Source organism: Thalassospira australica (assembly GCF_000763295.1).
In the GTDB taxonomy this organism is placed as follows: Bacteria; Pseudomonadota; Alphaproteobacteria; order Rhodospirillales; family Thalassospiraceae; genus Thalassospira; species Thalassospira australica.
The window spans coordinates 172,943-191,765 of record NZ_JRJE01000020.1; the positions used below are offsets into that span (position 1 = coordinate 172,943).

Sequence of the window (18,823 nt, forward strand, 5' to 3'; positions counted from 1 at the left end):
CATTAATTTTGGCTTGAACGGGTCCTGACTTTAACGCCGGGCCAATAGAAAAAGTTCCCTATCTACAGTCCTTTGCCTTGGCTGCCAGGCGCTCCGCCACCGCACGAACAGCCGGTCTTTGTTCATACGCCGGCTGCACCAAAAAGGTCGCAAGCGGGCTCTTGACCGGCTCAAACGGCAAGACCACAAGATCATGGTTTTCAATTGCCCGTCTGGCAAACGGGAACCGTGCCAGCAACACCCCAAGTCCGGCCTCTGCCGCAGCAAGGCCAATAGAATAATCTTCAAACCGGCGGTCTGATGGCTTTTGACGGAATTTAACGCCCTGGGCGTCAAGCCAGTGCCGCCAGCCTGTGGCATCACTGTCGTGAAGCAAGGTCATATTCGCGATCTCTTGGGCATCCAGCGCCTCCGGGGCCCGTCCGGCAAGCAGCTTGGGGGCAATCAGCGGCACCAGATGGTCGGTGAAAAGAACGGTCGATTTGGTGCCCGGCCACTGCCCCTTGCCGCAGCGAATGGCAATATCGGTTTGACCGTCGCTGAAATCCGCCAGCCGCTCTGAAATTTCAAGCTCCAAGCGCACATCAAGGTCGCGTTCAATATCGGGCACAAGTGCCAGAATCCATATCCGCGCATAGGATGGCAGAAGGCTAAGCCTTACCACATCAGGTCCGCGTCGCCGACGCCAGGGCTGCGCGCCCTGTGACAGCAGATCAATTGCCGTCTGGGTTTCACGCAGGAACCGCTGACCATCGGGCGTTGGCCGAACACCCCGGCCATAGCGTTCAAACAAATCATACCCCAGCCATTGTTCCACTTGCGCGACATGACGGCTGATCACGCTATGGGTTACCCCCATCTCCGTAGCAGCAGCAGAAAAGGACCCACTGCGTGCTGCGGCCAGCACAGCGGGCAAAAGGGCAAGGGGCGGCAAGGCCGGATCATTACTGTGCATCATATGCACATCTCATCCCCAAGCTATGGGCTATGTCAACATCTTTGCATCGTCTATCAGCAAGACAGAAACGCTCTTTGACCCTGATGACAAAGGTTTGCAACATGGCTTCGCGTCCCGCACTTGGCCTTTCCTGTGCCCTGATTACCGTTCTGGCATGGGCGGCATCTTTTCCGCTGATTGGTATTGCACTTTCGGGTTTTACCCCGCTGCCCCTTGCCGCAACACGTTTTGCCATTGCCGCCGTGCCCGCGGCAATCTGGTTGCTGATCGTGCGCCCACCGATGCCACATTTACGCGATCTTGCCCGTCTGGCACTTGGCAGTGCGTTGGGCATCAGCATTTACAACTGGCTGCTTAATACCGGGCAACAAACCGTATCACCGGGGGCGGCAAGCTTTATCATCAATACCTTGCCGATCTGGACGGCGATGCTGGCGACAATTTTCCTGCGCGACCGCTTCGGGCTTGGCGCGTGGATCGCCACCAGCATCAGCTTTTCCGGTGTTGCACTTATTGCCATTGGCCAGCCCGGCGAAATGCGCTTTGGCAATGGCAGTTCGCTTATCCTGCTGGCGTCCATTCTGTCTGCCAGCTATTTCGTTTTGGTGCGCAATGTGATTGCCCGTTATGGCGCGGGCACCTGTACGTGCTGGACGCTGATCACCGGGGCGCTATGGCTTTGCCCGTGGCTTGCTGACGGGATCGATCAGTTCATGACAGCCCCGCTCAGCGTGATGTCGGCCATGCTGTTTCTTGGGCTGGTATCCGCGTCTCTTGGCTATGCGACATGGAGTTACGCCATCAGCCATTTCGGTCCGGCGGGGGCTGCGAACTTTTTGTATCTCGTACCGCCAATTGCCGTCGCGCTGGCATGGAGTCTTACCGGGATTACACCCGATGTTCTGACGCTGATTGGCGGGGTGATCGCCATTATCGGGGTTATAATGTTGCGAATTTCCATGGCCCGCAACGCCAGAAGGGCAACCGCATAACCCCGACCGGCAGGGCATCGCAGCCTGTTTTCGAACGATTATAAAGAAATACTGATAACTGGTTCACAACAGCAGGCTTTGACACCGCGTTTTCAAAGGTCTATTGAAAATCCGTATCTTTCCAATGTGGATGGAAGCCCGTGTATTTTACACCCCTCAACTGCCCGGCTGCCAGACGGACACTGTCACTTTGTGTGGCGTGGTTGTTGCTGGTGAATGCCCTGTTGTTCGGGTTCATGCATGCGCCGGTCGCCCTTGCGGCAGTGCCGACAAGCACCACGGAAGCTTCTCAAACCACGGAAACCTATGTTCCGCTGATCATCTGTACCGCAAACGGGATCAAGACCATCTCGGTCCCGGCAGGTGTCGCCGAAAGCACCACGACCTATCCGCACAGTTCGGATGCGTTTGACGGTTTCCAATGTGCAAGTTGCGGGCTTGGCAATCATGCCGTTGGCATGCCCGTTGAGCCCCAATTGCCACTGGTCCATCGCATCCGCCTGTCAAAGAAGGTCACAGCCCTTCATATCACTGCACGGCTGCATGATTTTTGTCTGATTGCTGCCTCTCCGCGTGCACCACCCGTCGCCCTGTAAACGTGTTTTCTGATCCCGCAACACAAGGCCGCTCACGCCACAGGTGTATCCAATGCACCGCCCCGGGACCGGAAACTGACACGTGCCGTCGGATACAGGCACATTCCCGGTGCCATGCCGGGTTCACAGACTGGTGTCGGTACGCGACCTTTTGACTGCCGCGTATCTTTAAATTTGCCAATGGGGGAAAATCCCATGAACAAAGATGACGCCCTGAAAATTTTTGAAAAACTTGCTGACCCTACGACACTGACCTTGCCATCGGATGCCTGCATCGGCCATCACGCCGAAGATCAGGCCTATGTCTATTTGCTTAGCTCAGGGCTTGCCCTGCGCTGCCGCTATACCGCCAATGGTGAAAGACAGGTTTGCCGGGTCTATCGACCGGGCGATTTGATCGGCCTTGAAATGCTGGCGGTCACCGATCCGTCGCTTCTGATTGAAACCATCGCACCATCGGTCATCAAACGCATTCCGATTGGCCGGGTGCGGCTTGCCCAACAAAACGACCCGCGCGCGCAAGCAGCCGTGACATCGCTTCTGGCAAGCGAGGTCATGGATGGTCAGCAACTCAAGATCAGCTTTGGCACCGGATCGGCCATGCGCCGGATTTGCCGGTTTTTGTTATGGGCGGCCCAAAATGACCTTGTCGCCCTGCCCAACCGTGAAAAGCTTGGCAATATCATCGCCACAACAACCGAAACCGCCAGCCGCATGATTGCCAATCTGCGGCGTGACGGGGCGATTGCCAAAAACCCGCGGATGCCTTCGACCATGACGATCAACCGCGACAAACTTTCCAAGGCCGCGGGTGATCATCACCACCAATCAGCGGCCTGAAAACGGTTTCTGACTGAAACAAAAACGCACCGGGTGATTTCATCCGGTGCGTTATTATTTTACCGCTCGTAACGGGGACTTGCCGATATCAGGCCTGCGCCACCGGGAATTGTGCCGGCGAGGCCAGGTTGATTTTCAAAAGATTTTCCATATCCCCGGCAGCGACCGGTTTGCTGAAATAGAACCCCTGCACTTCGTCAACGCCTTCAGACGCGATGTGTTCAAGCTGGGTTTCGGTTTCAATGCCTTCGACATTGACCGCCATGCCAAATGACCGTGCCAGGAACACCACCGCACGCACAATCGCCGCGTTGCCGTCCGAACTGTCGATATCAATAATAAAGGACCGGTCGATCTTGATTTTATCGACCGGGAACCGCTTCAGATAGGCCAGCGATGAATAGCCGGTCCCGAAATCGTCAATCGCAATACGGATGCCCTGATTGCGCAAAACCCCAAGCGTGATCGCAGCTTCGCGCGGGTTGTCCATCACCGCACCTTCGGTCACTTCGAATTGCAACTGACGCGGATCAAGTTTCGATCGCGCCAACACATCGCCAACACTTTCGATCAGATCCTCATGCCGGGCAAGCTCAAGCGGCGAAAGATTGACTGATATCGTCAGCTCGCCATAGCCCTCTTCGCGCCATGTTCGGGTTTGGTCACAAGCGCGGTTAAGCACCCATTTTCCGATGTCGGCAATAATGCCCATCCGTTCGGCCACCGGGATGAAATCAACCGGGCTGACCTCGCCACGTGATGGGTGGAACCAACGGACAAGTGCTTCCATACCGATGATGCGGTGTCCGGCAATATCAATGATCGGCTGATAGAACAGTTCAAGTTCGTCATTCTCGATCGCGTGGCTCAAGTCGCGTTCCATCGCCTTGCGTTCCTGCACCTCGACCTGAAGTTTCGGTTCAAAGAAGTGATAGCGATTGCGCCCCTCGGCCTTGGAGCAATACAGCGCCAGATCGGCATTGCGCAGAAGGTCTTTTTCATCCCGACCATCCTGCGGATACATGCAGATGCCAACCGATGTCGACGCCTGCACTTCATTGCCCTCAAGCATGAAACGTTCAGAAACCCGTTCGATCAGTCGCTGGGCAACAAAGGTTACTTCCTCGACCGAGCCCGGCTCATTGATCAGAACAGCAAATTCGTCCCCGCCCAGACGTGCGACCACATCCTCGTTGCGCAGGCACACCCGCATGCGTTCCCCCACTCCCTGTAAGAGTAGGTCACCAATCGGGTGGCCAAGCGTATCGTTGATGTCCTTGAAGTTATCCAGATCAAACATCATCAGCACAAAGTTGCGCCGTTCACGTTTGCTGCGCTCCACGGCATTGGCCAGTCGTTCCTGAAACAATGTCCGGTTGGGAAGTCCGGTCAGCCCATCATGATGGGCCAGGAACTGAATGCGTGCTTCGCTGCGTTTGCGATCAGTAATATCGGTGATCGTGCCATCAATGATCGACGGCCGCCCCTGTTCGTCACGCACCAGACGGGCGTTTTCTTCGACCCAGATGATTTTGCCATCGGCACGGCGCATTTCGGTTTCGAACCCGTGCACAGCCCCGTCGCGCAACAACCGCCCGGTAATGCGCAGGCGACTGACCGGATTAAGATAATGCAATGACGGATCCTGTTCCGCCGCAACAAGGTCTTCGACCTTTTCGTAGCCAAGGATGGAGACAAATGCCGGGTTCGCCGACAGGATCGGCCCCAGCGGCAGGCTTTGATAAAGCCCCTCGGCCGAGTTTTCGAAAATCCCGCGGAATTTTTCCTCGGCATGGCGCAAGGCACGTTCGACGGACAGCTTTTCGGTCACATCCTGACCGATGCAAATCACCCCGGCAATGTCGCCGTCTTCGCCAAAGTGCGCTCGAGCATTCCATTGCAACAGGCGCACTTCACCGTCGCGCCGCTTGAACGAAAACACCTCATCCTTGATGATCTCACCGGACATAAGACGCCGCACCGCCATGCGAACACGTGCGCGATCTTCCTCGACCAGAAGGAATTCAAAGAAGTTCTGGCCCGCGGCTTCCATCCAGGAATAGCCAAAGGTCCATTCGCATTCGCGGTTGTATTCAAGAATCCGTCCTTCGGCATCAAGGAACAAGATCACGCTGCCCGCAGTCTGCACCAAGGCGCGATAGCGTTCCTGACGGCGGCGCAGGTCATATTCGGCCTGCCGGTTCTTGGTGATGTCGGTCATGGTGACGCTGTAGCCAAGCAACCTGCCACCTTCGCCACGAATATCGGTGGCATTCATCCGCACCCAAATCTGACTACCGTCCGCGCGGCGCATTTCAACATCGCGCGCATGAACACCTTTCCCGGACGCAAGATCACGGCGCAGTTGAAGGCGCTGGCTGTCGTCGGCATAAAATGTTTCCGGATGGCTCAAATAGGCCTGTTTTACGTCACGCACAGAATCATAGCTAAACAACGCGGCAGTTTCTTCGTTCACGCTTGTGATCGTACCTTCGGCATTCAGTTCAATGATGCCATGCACCGCATGTTCAAGGGCGCGACGATAGCTTTCCTCACGCGTGCGTTCCTGACCGAAAAGGACAAGACAATTGGCCATTTCAAGGTTCAGATACTGCCACTGGAAGAAGCGCTGCCCGTAATGCACTGTGCGCGTGCTATCGGCATCAAACTGCACGCCCTGTTCGGTAACAAGGGCGCGTTGATCACCGGGATTGATCAGGCCAAGTGGCGATGTCAGCCCCATCTCCAGACAAATCTGTTCCGCAGCACTGTTTGCGCAACGCAATTGTCCGTCCCGTTCGACCAGCAAAACAGGTTGCGGCGAAATCAACGATCCAATCCCTGACGAAACCGTCGCCCCGATCATGGTAAAACGGATATAGGCGCGATGCCCGACAACCAGCTTCCAACCAACAAGCAAATGCGGCTTGTCACCAAAAGCACACGCCACATGATGATAGCCGCCAAATTCCAGAAGATGTGCAGACAACTCCGACAGTGCACCGGAAACGTCACCGAGCACATCACAAGAGCACCATTCGCCGCTTTGCACGCTGCTTCCGAAAATGTCACACCAAGGTGCGTTGACAAGGAAACGCTCTTCGTCTGGGTCAAATGCTCCAGACGGTAAACACAGATGGCTGATCAACGCCGTCAAGGAACCGACGGAATTGATTGCGTTGATGTCTCCCATAGCGGCTTTATTCGTCATGTTTGTTGTCGCTGCGCGACCATAACTGCTCCCCCATACCGTGCAAAGCCCAAATTTCCCCGTCGAGAGCCAATATTCTCAATCATTTTGCTTGTATTTTTGTAATGGCTTCATTTTTGGTCTTTTCGATCACGCGCACAACCTTATCGCGGCTTTCTGCGCCCGCGTGACCAGCACACACAGAATGAACGCGATTTCACTACACAATCATTAAAATCCCGAAAATTTAATCGCTTAACTGTTGCTCACGGATGGTTATCAGAATACCATTTGTTCGCTCGGAGGTTTTTCACACGGTCTTGCTGCCAGCGTCACAGTCTGGGTCATCAGCATTTCAAAAAGCCATCCAGAACAAAGGAGCGACCAACGTGATTTCGCACCAGGACGCCTTGATCTACACAATGGTTATGGTTTCGGCCGCCGATAATGACATTACCGACGCCGAACTTTCCGCGATGGGCCGCCGTGTCCGCTATCTTCCGATTTTTGCCGGTTTCGATAATGACGGGGTCACAAGCGTTGCCCGCGATTGCGCAAGTCTGCTGGGCGAAGAAGATGGCATGGACCGCGCGCTGAACCTGATCCGCGATGCTCTGCCACGCAAATTGCGCGAAACGGCTTATGTCTTTGCCTGCGAAATCGTTCTGTCAGACAGTGAAATCAGTCAGGAAGAACTGCGCATTCTTGAATTGCTGCGCCACCGTCTTGATATTGATCGGCTGGTTGGCGCGGCCATTGAACGCGCCATGGCTGCACGCTATGTCCGGCCCGGCGATCTTTAAACACCATGGCCTTTGCGCGGCAAACCTGGTTTCGGTTGATCCGCCGCAGCAATAGAACCAACAGACCCAATCAGCATTTCCGCAAACACGATGGCCTGTCTGTCTGATATTGTGGTACCTAAAACCTGTTCAGAATAACGACGCCTGAATTCGCTGCTTTTCTGAACGCCACAATGTGATATGGCCTAACCGCAAAGATGATCATGCCCGCGCCCCTTGGTGCGGACTGATTTTGCATCTTCGATGTCGATGATGCCCACCGTCAGATAAAGGGACTGCCGCCATGACTGCTCTTTCCGGGGAAAACATTGCTTTTATCGGACTTGGACTGATGGGCCGTCCGATGGCGCTTAATCTTGAAAAGGCCGGTGCAGTCCTGACAGTCAACACCCGCAACCCCGAAACGCTCAATGCGTTCGAAGATTTGGGCATTGCCACGGCGGGCACCCCTGCCGATGCCGCGGCAGAAGCCGATATCGTCATCATTTGCGTTGCCGATACCGTTGCCCTTGAAAACGTGCTTTTGGGTGAAGACGGCATCATTGACGGCATGGAAGACGGCACCATCGTCATTGACATGGGCACCACGTCGGTCGAAGCCACGCGCCGCTTTGCCGATGCCGTCGAAGATGCGGGCGGCACATGGATTGATGCCCCGGTTTCCGGCGGCACCCACGGGGCCGAAAATGGTACATTGTCGATCATGGTCGGTGCCGACAAAGAAGATTTCGACCGCGTGCATCGCATCTTTGATGTTCTTGGCGCCCGCGTTACCCACGTCGGCGATGTCAGTTCCGGTCAAATTGCCAAGGCCGCCAATCAGATGATCGTCGGCATCACCATTGGTGCCGTGGCAGAAGCCTTTTCCATGGCTGACGAGGCATCAGTCGATCTTGAAAAACTGCGCGCAGCACTGACGGGGGGATTTGCGGATTCTGCGATTTTGCAAAAACACGGCGAACGCATGATCGAACGCAATTTCGAGCCCGGCGGGAAAGTCGTTACACAGCGCAAGGACCTGTTCCAGGCACTTGAATTTTCTGAAGGTGAACTGGGTGTGGAACTGCCGTTTACCCGGCTTGCCATGGAACTGTATGACGAAGTGATTGGCATGGGCGATGGTGATCTTGATCATTCGGCCCTGATCAAAGTCTATGAAGAAGATTGATCCCAAAGAAATTATTCTGACATCGGCGCTGACATGCCCGGAATGCGGGCATGTCGAAACCGAAACCATGCCCACCGATGCCTGCCAGTATTTTTATGACTGCAAGGGGTGCGGGGCGGTTTTGCGACCACTTCCCGGGGACTGCTGCGTATTTTGCTCTTATGCAACCGTGCCCTGCCCACCGGTTCAGATCGACGGCAAGGACGGATGTTGCGGGTAATCACGCACCGTCCTATGCAGTAATACCTGCCTTGTGACTGCCAAACCGGTACAGATACAGCCTGTCGGAACTTGTTTTCATCGGTATTTCACCAAAGGCCTGCCATCCGGGAATGGCAAAGGCCCGTGATATCACGATTGCCCCGGGGTCCATTCGTTGCGACAAAACATCCCCGACATCATCCATCAGGCGCGGATCAAGAAAGCAAACAACGACCTCGCCGGGATTATGATCAAGGGTGCGGAAATCGGCCCGGATCAGCGAAAGGTTTGGCTTGGCCGCAAGGATCGCGCGCATCCGGCTGATCGCAAACGGAACCGGTGACAATTCAATGCCGGTCACCTCGATATCCGGCCGGGCACGGGCAATGGCAATCGCCAGATCGCCCCACCCCGACCCCAAGTCGGTCACGGTTCCGGTTTCCGATGGAATATAAGCAATGATTTCGTCGGCCACCTTGCCCGATGTGGGCATTGGAACGGCTTTCAGCCTGATTGCATAAATCGCAATCAATGCCAAAATAATCCCGACAAAGACAAGAACGGATAAATCGGTCATAGACTCAAAACTATGATAATGTCTGCACCTGACAGTCCTGCCACAGCGGCACCGATGTCACAAGTTAGATTGAATTCCAAATCCAGAAGATACCAGCATGCCCAATGACGATACCGAAAACCGTATCACCGAACTTGAAACACAGATCGCCTACATGGAAACCGTAGTAAGCGACCTGTCAGACATGATCAAATCCCAATGGGATCGCATCGACGTTTTGGAACGCCAGAACAAATTGATGTCTTCTGATGTTAAACGGATGATTGACTTTCTGCGTACATCACCAGAAGACGATGCACCGCCACCGCATTATTGATCAAACGGTACAGCCGTCCATGCCTGCCGGGCGGGCGACACCCCTGCGAGAGCGACGTGACCAACCTGTATCTGGATATCCCGACATTCGATGATTTCGCCAAGGTTCTTGATGGCTCGGTCTATCATGAACTTCCAGATGACTGGTGGGTCGGGACGTCTGATATCGTCGGTTCGACCAAGGCCGTTGCCCAAGGCCGGTTCAAGGATGTGAACATGGTTGGGGCATCGGTCATTTGCGCAGTCAGCAATGCGCTTGGTCATTCGGATTATCCATTCATGTTTGGCGGTGATGGGGCAAGCTTTGCCTGCCCGCCAGAAAAGATCGATGCCGTGCGTGATGCCATGGCAGCGACTTCAACCTGGGCGCAGGAAACACTTGATCTTGAACTGCGCGTCGGGCTGACGAAAATTTCCGAAATCAGGGCCAGTGGTCGCAGTGTCCGCGTTGCACGTTATGCGGTGTCGCACCCGGTATCCTATGCCATGTTCAATGGTCGCGGGCTGCGCTGGGCCGAAGATCAAATGCGCGACGGCAACAACGTCATTCCCCCGGCGCCAGCGGGCACGCGCCCCGATCTGACAGGCCTGTCATGTCGCTGGTCCCCGATCCGGGCCGATAAAAACAATCAGATCTTGTCGATCATGGTCATGCCTGCAGAAGACCGTGAAAAGTTCGATGCTGTTGTTGCCGGGCTTTTTGACATCCTTGACGACGCCCCGCGCAAAAGCAGCCCCATCCCCGCCAAAGGACCAGATTTTGCCTTTCCCCCGCCGGGGCTTAAGCTTGAGGCTCTGGCGACCGAGGAAAAAGAAGGCGGATATGTCAAGGCGTGGCTCAAGGCACTTTATATCGCGCTCATTGCCCTTGTTCTGATGAAAACCGGTTGGAAACTGGGTGATTTCGACCCAAAGCGCTATCGCGATTATACCGGCTACAACACCGATTTTCGTAAATTCGGGGACGGGCTCTGGATGACGGTCGATTGCAGTGCTGAACGTGGCTTGGAAATTGATGAATATCTGCGTATTGCCGAAGACCGGGGCGACATTCATTTTGGCACCCATCATCAACGCACAGCAATCATGACCTGCATCGTGCCCTCAATCACCAGCGACGCACATTTCCATTTCCTTGATGGCGGTGAAGGCGGCTACACCGCAGCAGCGACAGTCTATAAGGCGAAAATGAAGCGCGATCAGGCAACTGCTGACGCGCCATCCAACGCATAGCGTTTCCCCATCATCCAAGCTTAATAGATTTCTTGCATGAAAGGCGCGAATACCTGAAACTGCTGCCCGTTCGGACGGATCAAAATCAGGCAGACAGGCATCAGTCATGCCCAATCTGTTTTCCGAACCGCCGCCCAAAAACCGAATGAAACGGTCGTCCGCCACCACCACCGGCCGGATCATTCCAATCAGAACATCTCGCGCGGAGGAACCTTGATGCGCCCCACCCCGGAAACCGGATCCGCACCCGGTTCACAATCGCCCCAAAGCCCGACCCGCATGGCACTGCTGCGTGCAAAAAAATGGTTCCCCTGGCTGGTCCTGCTGTGTGGCTGCCTTGTTCTGTCGCTAAATTTGGGTGTGCGTCAATCACTGGGCCTGTTCATTCCCGACATGCTCAATGACACGGGCTGGAACGCGGCGACCTTTGGTCTGGCCTTTGCCATTCAGAATTTGATGTGGGGGATTTCTGCCCCGATCGCCGGGGCCATTGCCGATCGTTTCGGCACCACCCGCACCCTGATTGGCGGCGGTATCATTTACGCGCTTGGGCTTTATCTGATGGGCACATCAGGATCCCCTGGCGAGCTTCACCTTACCACCGGTTTCCTGATCGGTACCGGTGTTGGCATCACGAGCTTTCCGGTGGTCCTTGCCGCCATCAGCCGTGTTTTCAGCGCCGAAAAACGCAGCTTCGCACTCGGCCTGGCATCGGCGGGGGGCTCGGTCGGTCAGTTGGTCATGGCCCCGACCACCCAGGCGCTTAACAGTTCATTCGGCTATGCTGCAGCCCTTGTCATTCTGGCGGGCATTTCGATGCTGATCATCCCGGCGGCCTTTGCCATGACCGGCAAGGCCGAAGGCAACAGCCCGACAGCCACTCCCGACATGGGACCACAAGGATTGGTCGCAGCCTTCCACGAAGCCCGTAAACATCGTGGCTTCGCGCTTTTGAATGCCGGTTTCTTTGTCTGCGGGTTTCATATTGCCGTGATTGCAACCCACCTGCCGACCTTTACCGAGCTTTGCGGACTGCCGAGTTCTGTTGCCGCCGAAGGATTGGCACTTATTGGCCTGTTTAACATCATTGGTACGCTCACAGCAGGTTGGGCCGGGGGCAAATGGCGCAAGAAATACGGCCTGTCGTTTATTTACGGCATGCGTGCAATGGTCATTGTGATCTTTATCTTCTCGCCCAAAACATCTGAAACCATCTTGCTGTTTTCGGCATCCATGGGCGCGCTTTGGCTTTCGACCGTGCCGCTGACCAGTGGGTTGATCGCACAGGTGTTTGGTCCGCGCTATATGGCGACCCTGTTTGGCATTGTCATGCTGTCGCACCAGATCGGCGCGTTCTTTGGCGCATGGATGGGCGGGATTGTCTATGACATGACGGGTAATTTCGATGCCGTCTGGTGGGCGTCAGTCGCCCTTGGCGTCTTTGCCGCTGTGGTGCATTTGCCCATTGATGACAAGGAACTGCGCAGCACTGCCAAGGCATAACAAACGTGCAGACTTCCTCGATTTTAAAGCAGCGATCAGCACGCCCTGATCGCTGCTTTTTCATGGGCCTTTGCGTTCCCAAATTTCTGCGTTAAAACGCGGTCATGGACAAACCGATTTACATCACACCCGAAGGCCTTGACGCCCTTAAATCCGAACTCGACCACCTTTGGAAAAAGGAACGGCCAGAAGTCGTGGCTGTTGTCCATTGGGCTGCGGGCAATGGCGACCGTTCGGAAAACGGGGATTACATCTATGGTAAAAAGCGCCTGCGCGAAATTGACCGCCGCGTAAGATACCTCCGCAAGCGGATCGAAGATGCCGTGGTTGTCCGCGCCGAAGAACAACCCGATCACGCCCATATCTTCTTTGGCGCACAAGTCACCTATGTGAATGCCCGCGACGAAGAAAAAACCATCCGCATCGTTGGCGAAGACGAAGCCGACAGCCTTAATGGCAAAATCAGCTGGGTCTCCCCGGTTGCGCGTGCGCTTATGAAATCGGGTGTCGGCGATGTGGTTACCGTCCGAACACCTGCGGGCGAGGACGAGCTGGAAGTCCTTGAAATCAGCTACCCCGGCTGATCGCCCGAACCGCGCAGAGATCGTGCTAAACCGGGCCAAATTTGAATAACATGTTGATATCATGTACGCTTGCACTCTTCAGGACAGATGGAGAGCAAGAACATGGGGATCGAAAACCCACTTTTGAAGCGCGCCTATGCCCTGGCGGGGAACCGTGATGACATTCGCGCAGTCTATGCCGATTGGGCCGAAAGCTATGACGACGACACGCTTGTCGGCATGGGCTACGTCGCCCCGGCGATTGCTGCGGAAACACTGGCGGCTGAAATCACATCATCGGACCGGGTTCTGGATGCTGGATGTGGCACCGGACTTGTCGGCAAGGAACTGCATGACCAATGCGAACTGACGATTGATGGCATCGACCTTAGTACTGACATGCTTAAACAAGCCCGGCAAAAAGGCATTTATGATGCGCTTGAAACCGCCGATCTGACCCAAAAGCTTGATATCGAAGATGACGCCTATGACGGGGTGATCAGTGTTGGCGTGTTCACAAGCGGCCATGTTGGCCCAAGTGCGATGAACGAATTGGTCCGGGTGATCAAACCCGGCGCGCCGGCCGTCATTACCGTGCATGAAAAGGTCTGGGACAAGGACGGCTATGCTAAACACCTTGATCAGATGGAAGAAGACGGCATCGCCAAAGTCCGCGAAATCCGCGAGGCGCCGTATCACCAAAAAGAAGGCTACACCTGCAAGCTTTGCATTCTTGAAGCGGCCTGAGCACGTTCTCCCTACATCCGGCTTTTGACCCTGCGTGTTGGTTCGGCGACCTGCGGATCATCGGGCCAGTAATGTTTGGGATAGCGCCCCTTCATCTCGGCCTTGACCTGGGCATAGGACCCGTTCCAGAACCCGATCAAATCGCTTGTCACCTGAATGGGGCGTTGCGCCGGGCTAAGCAGATGCAACGTCACCGCGACCTTGCCATTTGCCACCATCGGCGTTTCGGTTGCGCCAAACATTTCCTGCATGCGCACCGGAAGGGCCGGTGTTTCACCGCTATAATCAATGCGGATGTTTGATCCCGTCGGCACCTGCCAATGGGTGGGCGCCAGACGATCCATTTCCTGTCGCTGGCTCCAGTCGATCCCGGCGAGCAAAGCCTCAGACAGGTTAATTTGTTTTAGCTGGCTGCGTTTGGTAATCCCGATCAGATAGGGTGCCACCCAATCTTCAAGCGATGTCAGCAGGCCGTCATCAGAAGCATCGGGCCAATGATCGCCATCCACCCGATGCAAGAACGCCAAGCGTTCACGCAGACCGTTCGCGGCCTTGTCCCACGGCAGGCAATGCAGGCCGAGCTTGCGGATGCCCTCGATCATGGCGGCTGCGATCGCGTCGGGATCGGCTTCGTCATGGGTGGCCTTTTCGTCCAGAACCAATGCGCCAATCCGGCGTTGCCAGCGGGCGGCCACCGCATCGCTTTGGCTATCCCAGAAAACCTCTGTGCCTTCGGAAATCTGATCGGCAAAATGGGTTTCAAGGGTGGCGCGCGCCACCGGGGCCGCAAGGTAAATCTTGGCTTCGCGTGCTTGCCCGTCCAGTTCCGCCACCGCGATATAGGGTTCGTTGGCAAGGCTGTCTTCGTTGGGCAAAACACCCCCGCGCCCACCTGACAGGCGATAACGCGCATCCGCACCTTTTCGCCGCTCGCCAATCCGGTCGGGATAGGCAAAGGCCAACAGCAAGCCGACCTCATCAGCGCGATCAACCTGTGCTGGATCAGATTTGCCGAGCCCCGCCTGTTTGGCAACCGTTGCCAGTCGCCGTGACAGTTGCTTGGCCGCAGCACCAATCATTTTTGGCGCATGGCCCTTTTGGATGGCGTCAATTCGCAGACGCAAATCCGCCCCACGCCCGCGCATGAAATCCCGGTCAGATAACAGCGCCGCCAAGGCACAGGCGACCACCTCAAGACCAAGCTGCGCCCCACGCAACATCATATGCGCCAAGCGCGGATGGACCGGCAATCCGGCCATGGCAGTGCCCATCGGCGTAATGCGGTTATCAGGATCAAGCGCCTCAAGTCCGCGCAGCACATCGCGCGCCTGATCGATCTTGGAGGCGTCCGGCAGATCAAGCCATGGCAGGGTTTCGGGATCGGTGACACCCCAGCGCGCCAGCTCAAGCGTCAGGGGGGCCAGATCGGCATCAGATATTTCCGGCGCGGTAAACGGCGGACGCGCACGCTGTTCATTTTCCGACCACAGGCGATAACACACGCCCGGCTCCAGTCGCCCGGCACGGCCGCGACGTTGCTCAGCGCTGGCTTGTGATGATTTCACCGTCACCAGCCGTGTCATGCCCGATGCCGGATCAAAGCGCGGCAAACGTTGCAAGCCGCTATCGACAACCACCCGGATGCCATCAATGGTCAATGACGTTTCAGCAATGGCGGTTGCCAGCACCACCTTGCGCTTGCCTGCGGGGGCGGGCTGGATCGCGATATCCTGTGCCTTGGCATCCATCGCACCATACAGCGGGGCAATGATGACATCCCCATCAACAGCCTCTTTTAACGCGCTTTCAACCCGGGTGATTTCGCCCTGCCCCGGCAGGAAGGCCAGGATCGACCCGTCTTCTTCGCGAAGGGCGGTTTTGATCGCCGCTGTCATCTCGGTATCAATGCGAATATTGCCCCATTTGTCGGGCTTGGGCGGGATGTATTGGGTCTTGACCGGGTACGCCCGGCCTTCGGATGTGATCAATAGGCAATCGCCCATAAGCGATGCAATCGGCCCGTCATCAAGGGTAGCGGACATCACGACAATGCGCAGGTCATCGCGGAGCGCCCCTTGGGTTTCAAGCGCAAGTGCCAAGCCCAGATCGGCATCAAGGGACCTTTCATGAAACTCATCAAAGATCACCGCACCGACCCCGGACAATTCAGGGTCATCCTGAATCATGCGCACCAGAATACCCTCGGTCACGACCTCGATCCTGGTATCAGACGAAACCTTGCTGTCAAACCGCACGCGATAGCCAACACGTGCGCCAACCGCCTCACCCAAAAGCTGCGCCATACGTCGGGCGGCGGCGCGTGCGGCCAGACGCCGTGGTTCCAGCATAATGATCTTCTGATCGCCCCGCCACGCAGCATCCAGCAACGCCAACGGCACCTTGGTCGTCTTGCCCGCGCCTGGCGGCGCTTGCAAAACGGCATTGGTGCCCACATCCAGCGCGGATGTCAGGTCCGGCAGAACGGCATCAATCGGCAGGGCGGGATAGGCGTTGGGCATCGGGGTCTTTCAGCTCGCAAATGATATGCCGGTTATTTCGCAAATCTGGCGAGGTGGCAAGGTTTGCAAGTTCTGCTAGGTCTGCTCCCCGTCAACGGTTGGACGGGGAGCTAAAATCAAACCACGTTCACCTGCAATCCGTTGCAGGGTTTTCAGCCCGCGCGTCAGATCATAAAGCGCTTCCATCTCACCGCGTGCTTTCATCTCTGCGGCGGCTTTGCGCGTGACGACATAAAGGGCGCGAAAGTCGGTATCAGATAATGCACGCAACGCGGCCTCCTTGACATTGCGCTCCGGGTCGGGATGGGCAAAGACAAGGGGCGTATCAGGGGCCAGAACCGGGCTGTTTGGGCGTTGATCCATCGCCATCGTTTCTATCACGATTGACAGTCCCCAGACCATCCAGGCCTGTGTCCAGCGCATATAGTTTCGCCGATCCGGCCCAAGCCGCCCGATGCCGGCAAAGAACACATCGCGTTCGGGATCAAACAGATTTTCTGCCGCCCATCGGGCAACCTTGACCGCCCCGTCCATATCGCCAAACCTGCACAGACTTGCCATGGCTTGGGCTACCGCATGAGCATCACGGTATCCGTCCTTATCGGCAAAACTGCGCGGCAAACCGTTGTGATCAAAGCAATGGCTGCGATAAAATCCCCATCCACACGCAAGGGCATCATCAAGCCCCACCATACCTGACGCCCGAAAGCGCCCCAGAAGATCAAGAATGTAGCCGGTATGAAACCCGTCAATGAAACCATGGTGGGCACGCGTGCCATAGGTCCAGCCACCATCGGATCGTTGCGCCCTTAAGACACGTGCCACCGCCTGTTCGGATTTTGCATTTGGCCCGATAATGCGCAGCAGGGCAAAACCCGCCCACAGACTGGCATTATGAATTTCAACGTCGGTGTGATCGAAATAGGCAAAGTAACTATCACGCCAAAGCGGACCGGCGATAAATTCCGCAGCCCGGATAAGGGCCGGATGATCCGCCAGTACGCCCGTTTCCATCAGCCCATCAACACCAAAGCTTGTGACAATCGCGTTGCTCTGATGGTGTTTGGCGTAAAACGCCCGTGCCTGCCAGGCAAACGGATAACCCCAACCACCATCCGGGTTTTGCAGCGCCAGCAGATCATCCCTGACATCAGCAAGCACAACACCCGTGCCCGCACCACTCAAAAGCGCAAGCGTTTTGGGATTTACCATATGCGGAATGCGGGCAGCCTTGCGCAAAACATCAGGCCCACGTTTGATCGCCTGCACCCAACACAGTCGCGCCAAGCCAAGCCGCCCAAGCCCGCTTGCCTGAAACAACCGGCTTTCAAGCCCGTCAAATGGGTCCGCCCCGGCAAAGCCATCGCGGGCCATGCGGGCCAGAACCCGGTCGCGTATGTCGATCAAACCGGCTCTATCCATTTGCATCCCCCCCGGCGCACAGAAATCCCGGCCGCAATACCACAACAGATCAGATAATGCCCGTACGTCAGCGTATTATCCGTCACCATCGTCAACATAACCGAAAGCAACAGACACACCGAAAGGCGCACATGACGCACGGCCCAAAGCATTACAATCCATCCCAACAACCATAATACGGCCCCGACAATCCCGGTTTCAAACAGGATACGGAAATGGTCGTTATGCAACGCTCCGAACGACCCAAAAGATATGTGTGATGATAAAATCGCCTCAACCGCGCCTGCCCCGAAGCCAAACCATTGTTGCGCCATTGATGCCGCGCGCCAGAGTTCCCAGAACTCCTGCCAGAATGGAAAACGCCCGCTGCCATGAGTCAAAAACAGGCGTGGCAGATGATCAACCGCCGCCCATCCCAAAACGCCCACCGCACAAAGTGCAAACAACCATGTCAGCACACGTGAAAACCAAATAGCTCCCATAAGGTTGACCAGCATCGCCAAGACCGCAATCCGCGTCTGACTTAGCAACACGGCAATGCCCGCAGTCCCGCCAAGCCAGCGATGCCCGCGCCATTGCGCCACTGAACATAGCGCAAACAACCCCAGAAACAGGAACGGCTGGTTAAGCCGCATGCCGTCGTGCGTGACGTAAAAGGAACTCGAAAGAACCAAATAAACCACCAGAACCGGAACAATGATACGCAGGCAATCGCGCCCGATCACACACCCGGCCAAAAGCCCGACCGGCAACATCAAAAGATTGCCGACAAGGCGAAGCTTCTCGACCCCTACTCCACTGCCAACCACAATCACGGTGATAAGCCCCAGCAGGATCCCCCCGCCGATAAGCGCAGTTGGCGAAAACCTGAGCCCGCGTAAAAAGCCAAGCACCATGATCCCCCAGAACACAAGCAGGATCAGCTTCGCCATCATGCCGCCCGCCGCAATCAGCCAAAGCGAACCGCCCATCACCAGATTGCCCAAAAGAACCAACCAGATTGGAAGCACAATACCGTGCGACGCGGAGTGGCGGCTGTCAGCTGATATCCCCGCAATTGTTCCCCCTGTCATCGCGCATCACCCCGGCTGCATCGCGACGAACAGGCACGCATGAGGACATCCCCCATAAATTCGGGTATGCTGAAAGTCTTGTTTTCAAAGCAGGTTGATCGTTTCGGATGCTCAAGCTGGCGC

Annotated in this window: 17 protein-coding genes; 11 read left to right on the forward strand and 6 right to left on the reverse strand. The window is 56.0% G+C overall.

What is annotated here, in order from left to right:
* Positions 1-58 precede the first annotated feature (58 nt).
* Positions 59-958, reverse strand: a complete 900-nt coding sequence (locus JF44_RS0109955; protein ID WP_033068807.1) for a LysR substrate-binding domain-containing protein — start codon at positions 956-958, stop codon at positions 59-61.
* 101 nt (positions 959-1,059) lie between these two features.
* Between JF44_RS0109955 and JF44_RS0109960 the strand changes: the two genes are divergently transcribed.
* The 3 genes from JF44_RS0109960 to JF44_RS0109970 all read left to right on the forward strand — a co-directional run bounded on the left by JF44_RS0109960 (position 1,060) and on the right by JF44_RS0109970 (position 3,386).
* Positions 1,060-1,950, forward strand: coding sequence for a DMT family transporter (locus tag JF44_RS0109960; RefSeq protein WP_052065740.1), 891 nt, complete (start codon positions 1,060-1,062; stop codon positions 1,948-1,950).
* Between the two features lie 140 nt (positions 1,951-2,090).
* Positions 2,091-2,546, forward strand: a complete 456-nt coding sequence (locus JF44_RS0109965) for a DUF2946 family protein (RefSeq protein WP_033068809.1) — start codon at positions 2,091-2,093, stop codon at positions 2,544-2,546.
* Between the two features lie 195 nt (positions 2,547-2,741).
* Positions 2,742-3,386 carry a Crp/Fnr family transcriptional regulator gene (locus JF44_RS0109970; RefSeq protein WP_033068964.1) on the forward strand — a complete coding sequence of 215 codons (645 nt, stop codon included), beginning with the start codon at positions 2,742-2,744 and terminating at the stop codon, positions 3,384-3,386.
* 88 nt (positions 3,387-3,474) lie between these two features.
* On the opposite strand, the gene JF44_RS0109975 is transcribed toward JF44_RS0109970, so the two are convergent.
* Positions 3,475-6,438, reverse strand: a complete 2,964-nt coding sequence (locus tag JF44_RS0109975; RefSeq protein ID WP_238318421.1) for a sensor domain-containing protein — start codon at positions 6,436-6,438, stop codon at positions 3,475-3,477.
* Between the two features lie 527 nt (positions 6,439-6,965).
* Between JF44_RS0109975 and JF44_RS0109980 the strand changes: the two genes are divergently transcribed.
* The 3 genes from JF44_RS0109980 (at position 6,966) to JF44_RS0109990 (ending at position 8,767) form a co-directional block, all read left to right on the forward strand.
* Positions 6,966-7,379 (forward strand): tellurite resistance TerB family protein, encoded by a 414-nt coding sequence (locus tag JF44_RS0109980; RefSeq protein WP_033068965.1) that lies wholly within the window; start codon positions 6,966-6,968, stop codon positions 7,377-7,379.
* A 283-nt stretch (positions 7,380-7,662) separates the two neighbouring features.
* Entirely contained in the window at positions 7,663-8,547 is an 885-nt protein-coding gene (locus JF44_RS0109985; RefSeq protein WP_033068811.1) for an NAD(P)-dependent oxidoreductase, read from the forward strand.
* On the forward strand, positions 8,534-8,767 hold the full coding sequence (locus JF44_RS0109990) for a GDCCVxC domain-containing (seleno)protein (protein WP_033068812.1): 234 nt from the start codon (positions 8,534-8,536) through the stop codon (positions 8,765-8,767). Before JF44_RS0109985 ends, JF44_RS0109990 begins: the two co-directional genes overlap by 14 nt.
* Positions 8,768-8,779: 12 nt before the next feature.
* On the opposite strand, the gene JF44_RS0109995 is transcribed toward JF44_RS0109990, so the two are convergent.
* The gene (locus JF44_RS0109995; RefSeq protein WP_033068813.1) at positions 8,780-9,325 is read right to left on the reverse strand and encodes a class I SAM-dependent methyltransferase; all 546 of its coding nucleotides are present in this window, start codon (positions 9,323-9,325) and stop codon (positions 8,780-8,782) included.
* A 97-nt stretch (positions 9,326-9,422) separates the two neighbouring features.
* Between JF44_RS0109995 and JF44_RS0110000 the strand changes: the two genes are divergently transcribed.
* From JF44_RS0110000 to JF44_RS0110020, 5 genes are all read left to right on the forward strand, one after another.
* Positions 9,423-9,641, forward strand: coding sequence for a SlyX family protein (locus JF44_RS0110000; RefSeq protein ID WP_033068814.1), 219 nt, complete (start codon positions 9,423-9,425; stop codon positions 9,639-9,641).
* 56 nt (positions 9,642-9,697) lie between these two features.
* Positions 9,698-10,873 carry a DUF3095 domain-containing protein gene (locus JF44_RS0110005; RefSeq protein ID WP_033068815.1) on the forward strand — a complete coding sequence of 392 codons (1,176 nt, stop codon included), beginning with the start codon at positions 9,698-9,700 and terminating at the stop codon, positions 10,871-10,873.
* A gap of 216 nt (positions 10,874-11,089) precedes the next feature.
* Complete coding sequence (locus JF44_RS0110010) at positions 11,090-12,376, forward strand: MFS transporter (RefSeq protein ID WP_238318422.1); 1,287 nt, start codon at positions 11,090-11,092, stop codon at positions 12,374-12,376.
* Positions 12,377-12,480: 104 nt separating this feature from the next.
* Complete coding sequence (greB, locus tag JF44_RS0110015) at positions 12,481-12,960, forward strand: transcription elongation factor GreB (protein ID WP_033068816.1); 480 nt, start codon at positions 12,481-12,483, stop codon at positions 12,958-12,960.
* A gap of 102 nt (positions 12,961-13,062) precedes the next feature.
* Entirely contained in the window at positions 13,063-13,686 is a 624-nt protein-coding gene (locus JF44_RS0110020) for a class I SAM-dependent DNA methyltransferase (protein WP_033068817.1), read from the forward strand.
* 11 nt (positions 13,687-13,697) lie between these two features.
* On the opposite strand, the gene hrpB is transcribed toward JF44_RS0110020, so the two are convergent.
* The 3 genes from hrpB to JF44_RS0110035 form a co-directional block, all read right to left on the reverse strand.
* On the reverse strand, positions 13,698-16,205 hold the full coding sequence (gene hrpB / locus JF44_RS0110025; RefSeq protein WP_033068818.1) for an ATP-dependent helicase HrpB: 2,508 nt from the start codon (positions 16,203-16,205) through the stop codon (positions 13,698-13,700).
* Between the two features lie 75 nt (positions 16,206-16,280).
* The gene (locus JF44_RS0110030) at positions 16,281-17,627 is read right to left on the reverse strand and encodes a prenyltransferase/squalene oxidase repeat-containing protein (protein ID WP_052065705.1); all 1,347 of its coding nucleotides are present in this window, start codon (positions 17,625-17,627) and stop codon (positions 16,281-16,283) included.
* The gene (locus JF44_RS0110035; RefSeq protein ID WP_033068819.1) at positions 17,609-18,700 is read right to left on the reverse strand and encodes an O-antigen ligase family protein; all 1,092 of its coding nucleotides are present in this window, start codon (positions 18,698-18,700) and stop codon (positions 17,609-17,611) included. Before JF44_RS0110035 ends, JF44_RS0110030 begins: the two co-directional genes overlap by 19 nt.
* Positions 18,701-18,823 lie beyond the last annotated feature (123 nt).

What these genes read in the sequence shown, in the direction of transcription:
- JF44_RS0109955 (WP_033068807.1), bottom strand. Translation starts at nt 958, where the DNA reads ATGATGCACAGTAATGATCCGGCCTTGCCGCCCCTTGCCCTTTTGCCC.
- JF44_RS0109960 (WP_052065740.1), top strand. Translation starts at nt 1,060, where the DNA reads ATGGCTTCGCGTCCCGCACTTGGCCTTTCCTGTGCCCTGATTACCGTT.
- JF44_RS0109970 (WP_033068964.1), top strand. Translation starts at nt 2,742, where the DNA reads ATGAACAAAGATGACGCCCTGAAAATTTTTGAAAAACTTGCTGACCCT.
- JF44_RS0109985 (WP_033068811.1), top strand. Translation starts at nt 7,663, where the DNA reads ATGACTGCTCTTTCCGGGGAAAACATTGCTTTTATCGGACTTGGACTG.
- JF44_RS0109990 (WP_033068812.1), top strand. Translation starts at nt 8,534, where the DNA reads ATGAAGAAGATTGATCCCAAAGAAATTATTCTGACATCGGCGCTGACA.
- JF44_RS0109995 (WP_033068813.1), bottom strand. Translation starts at nt 9,325, where the DNA reads ATGACCGATTTATCCGTTCTTGTCTTTGTCGGGATTATTTTGGCATTG.
- JF44_RS0110000 (WP_033068814.1), top strand. Translation starts at nt 9,423, where the DNA reads ATGCCCAATGACGATACCGAAAACCGTATCACCGAACTTGAAACACAG.
- JF44_RS0110010 (WP_238318422.1), top strand. Translation starts at nt 11,090, where the DNA reads ATGCGCCCCACCCCGGAAACCGGATCCGCACCCGGTTCACAATCGCCC.
- greB (WP_033068816.1), top strand. Translation starts at nt 12,481, where the DNA reads ATGGACAAACCGATTTACATCACACCCGAAGGCCTTGACGCCCTTAAA.
- JF44_RS0110020 (WP_033068817.1), top strand. Translation starts at nt 13,063, where the DNA reads ATGGGGATCGAAAACCCACTTTTGAAGCGCGCCTATGCCCTGGCGGGG.
- hrpB (WP_033068818.1), bottom strand. Translation starts at nt 16,205, where the DNA reads ATGCCCAACGCCTATCCCGCCCTGCCGATTGATGCCGTTCTGCCGGAC.
- JF44_RS0110030 (WP_052065705.1), bottom strand. Translation starts at nt 17,627, where the DNA reads ATGGATAGAGCCGGTTTGATCGACATACGCGACCGGGTTCTGGCCCGC.
- JF44_RS0110035 (WP_033068819.1), bottom strand. Translation starts at nt 18,700, where the DNA reads ATGACAGGGGGAACAATTGCGGGGATATCAGCTGACAGCCGCCACTCC.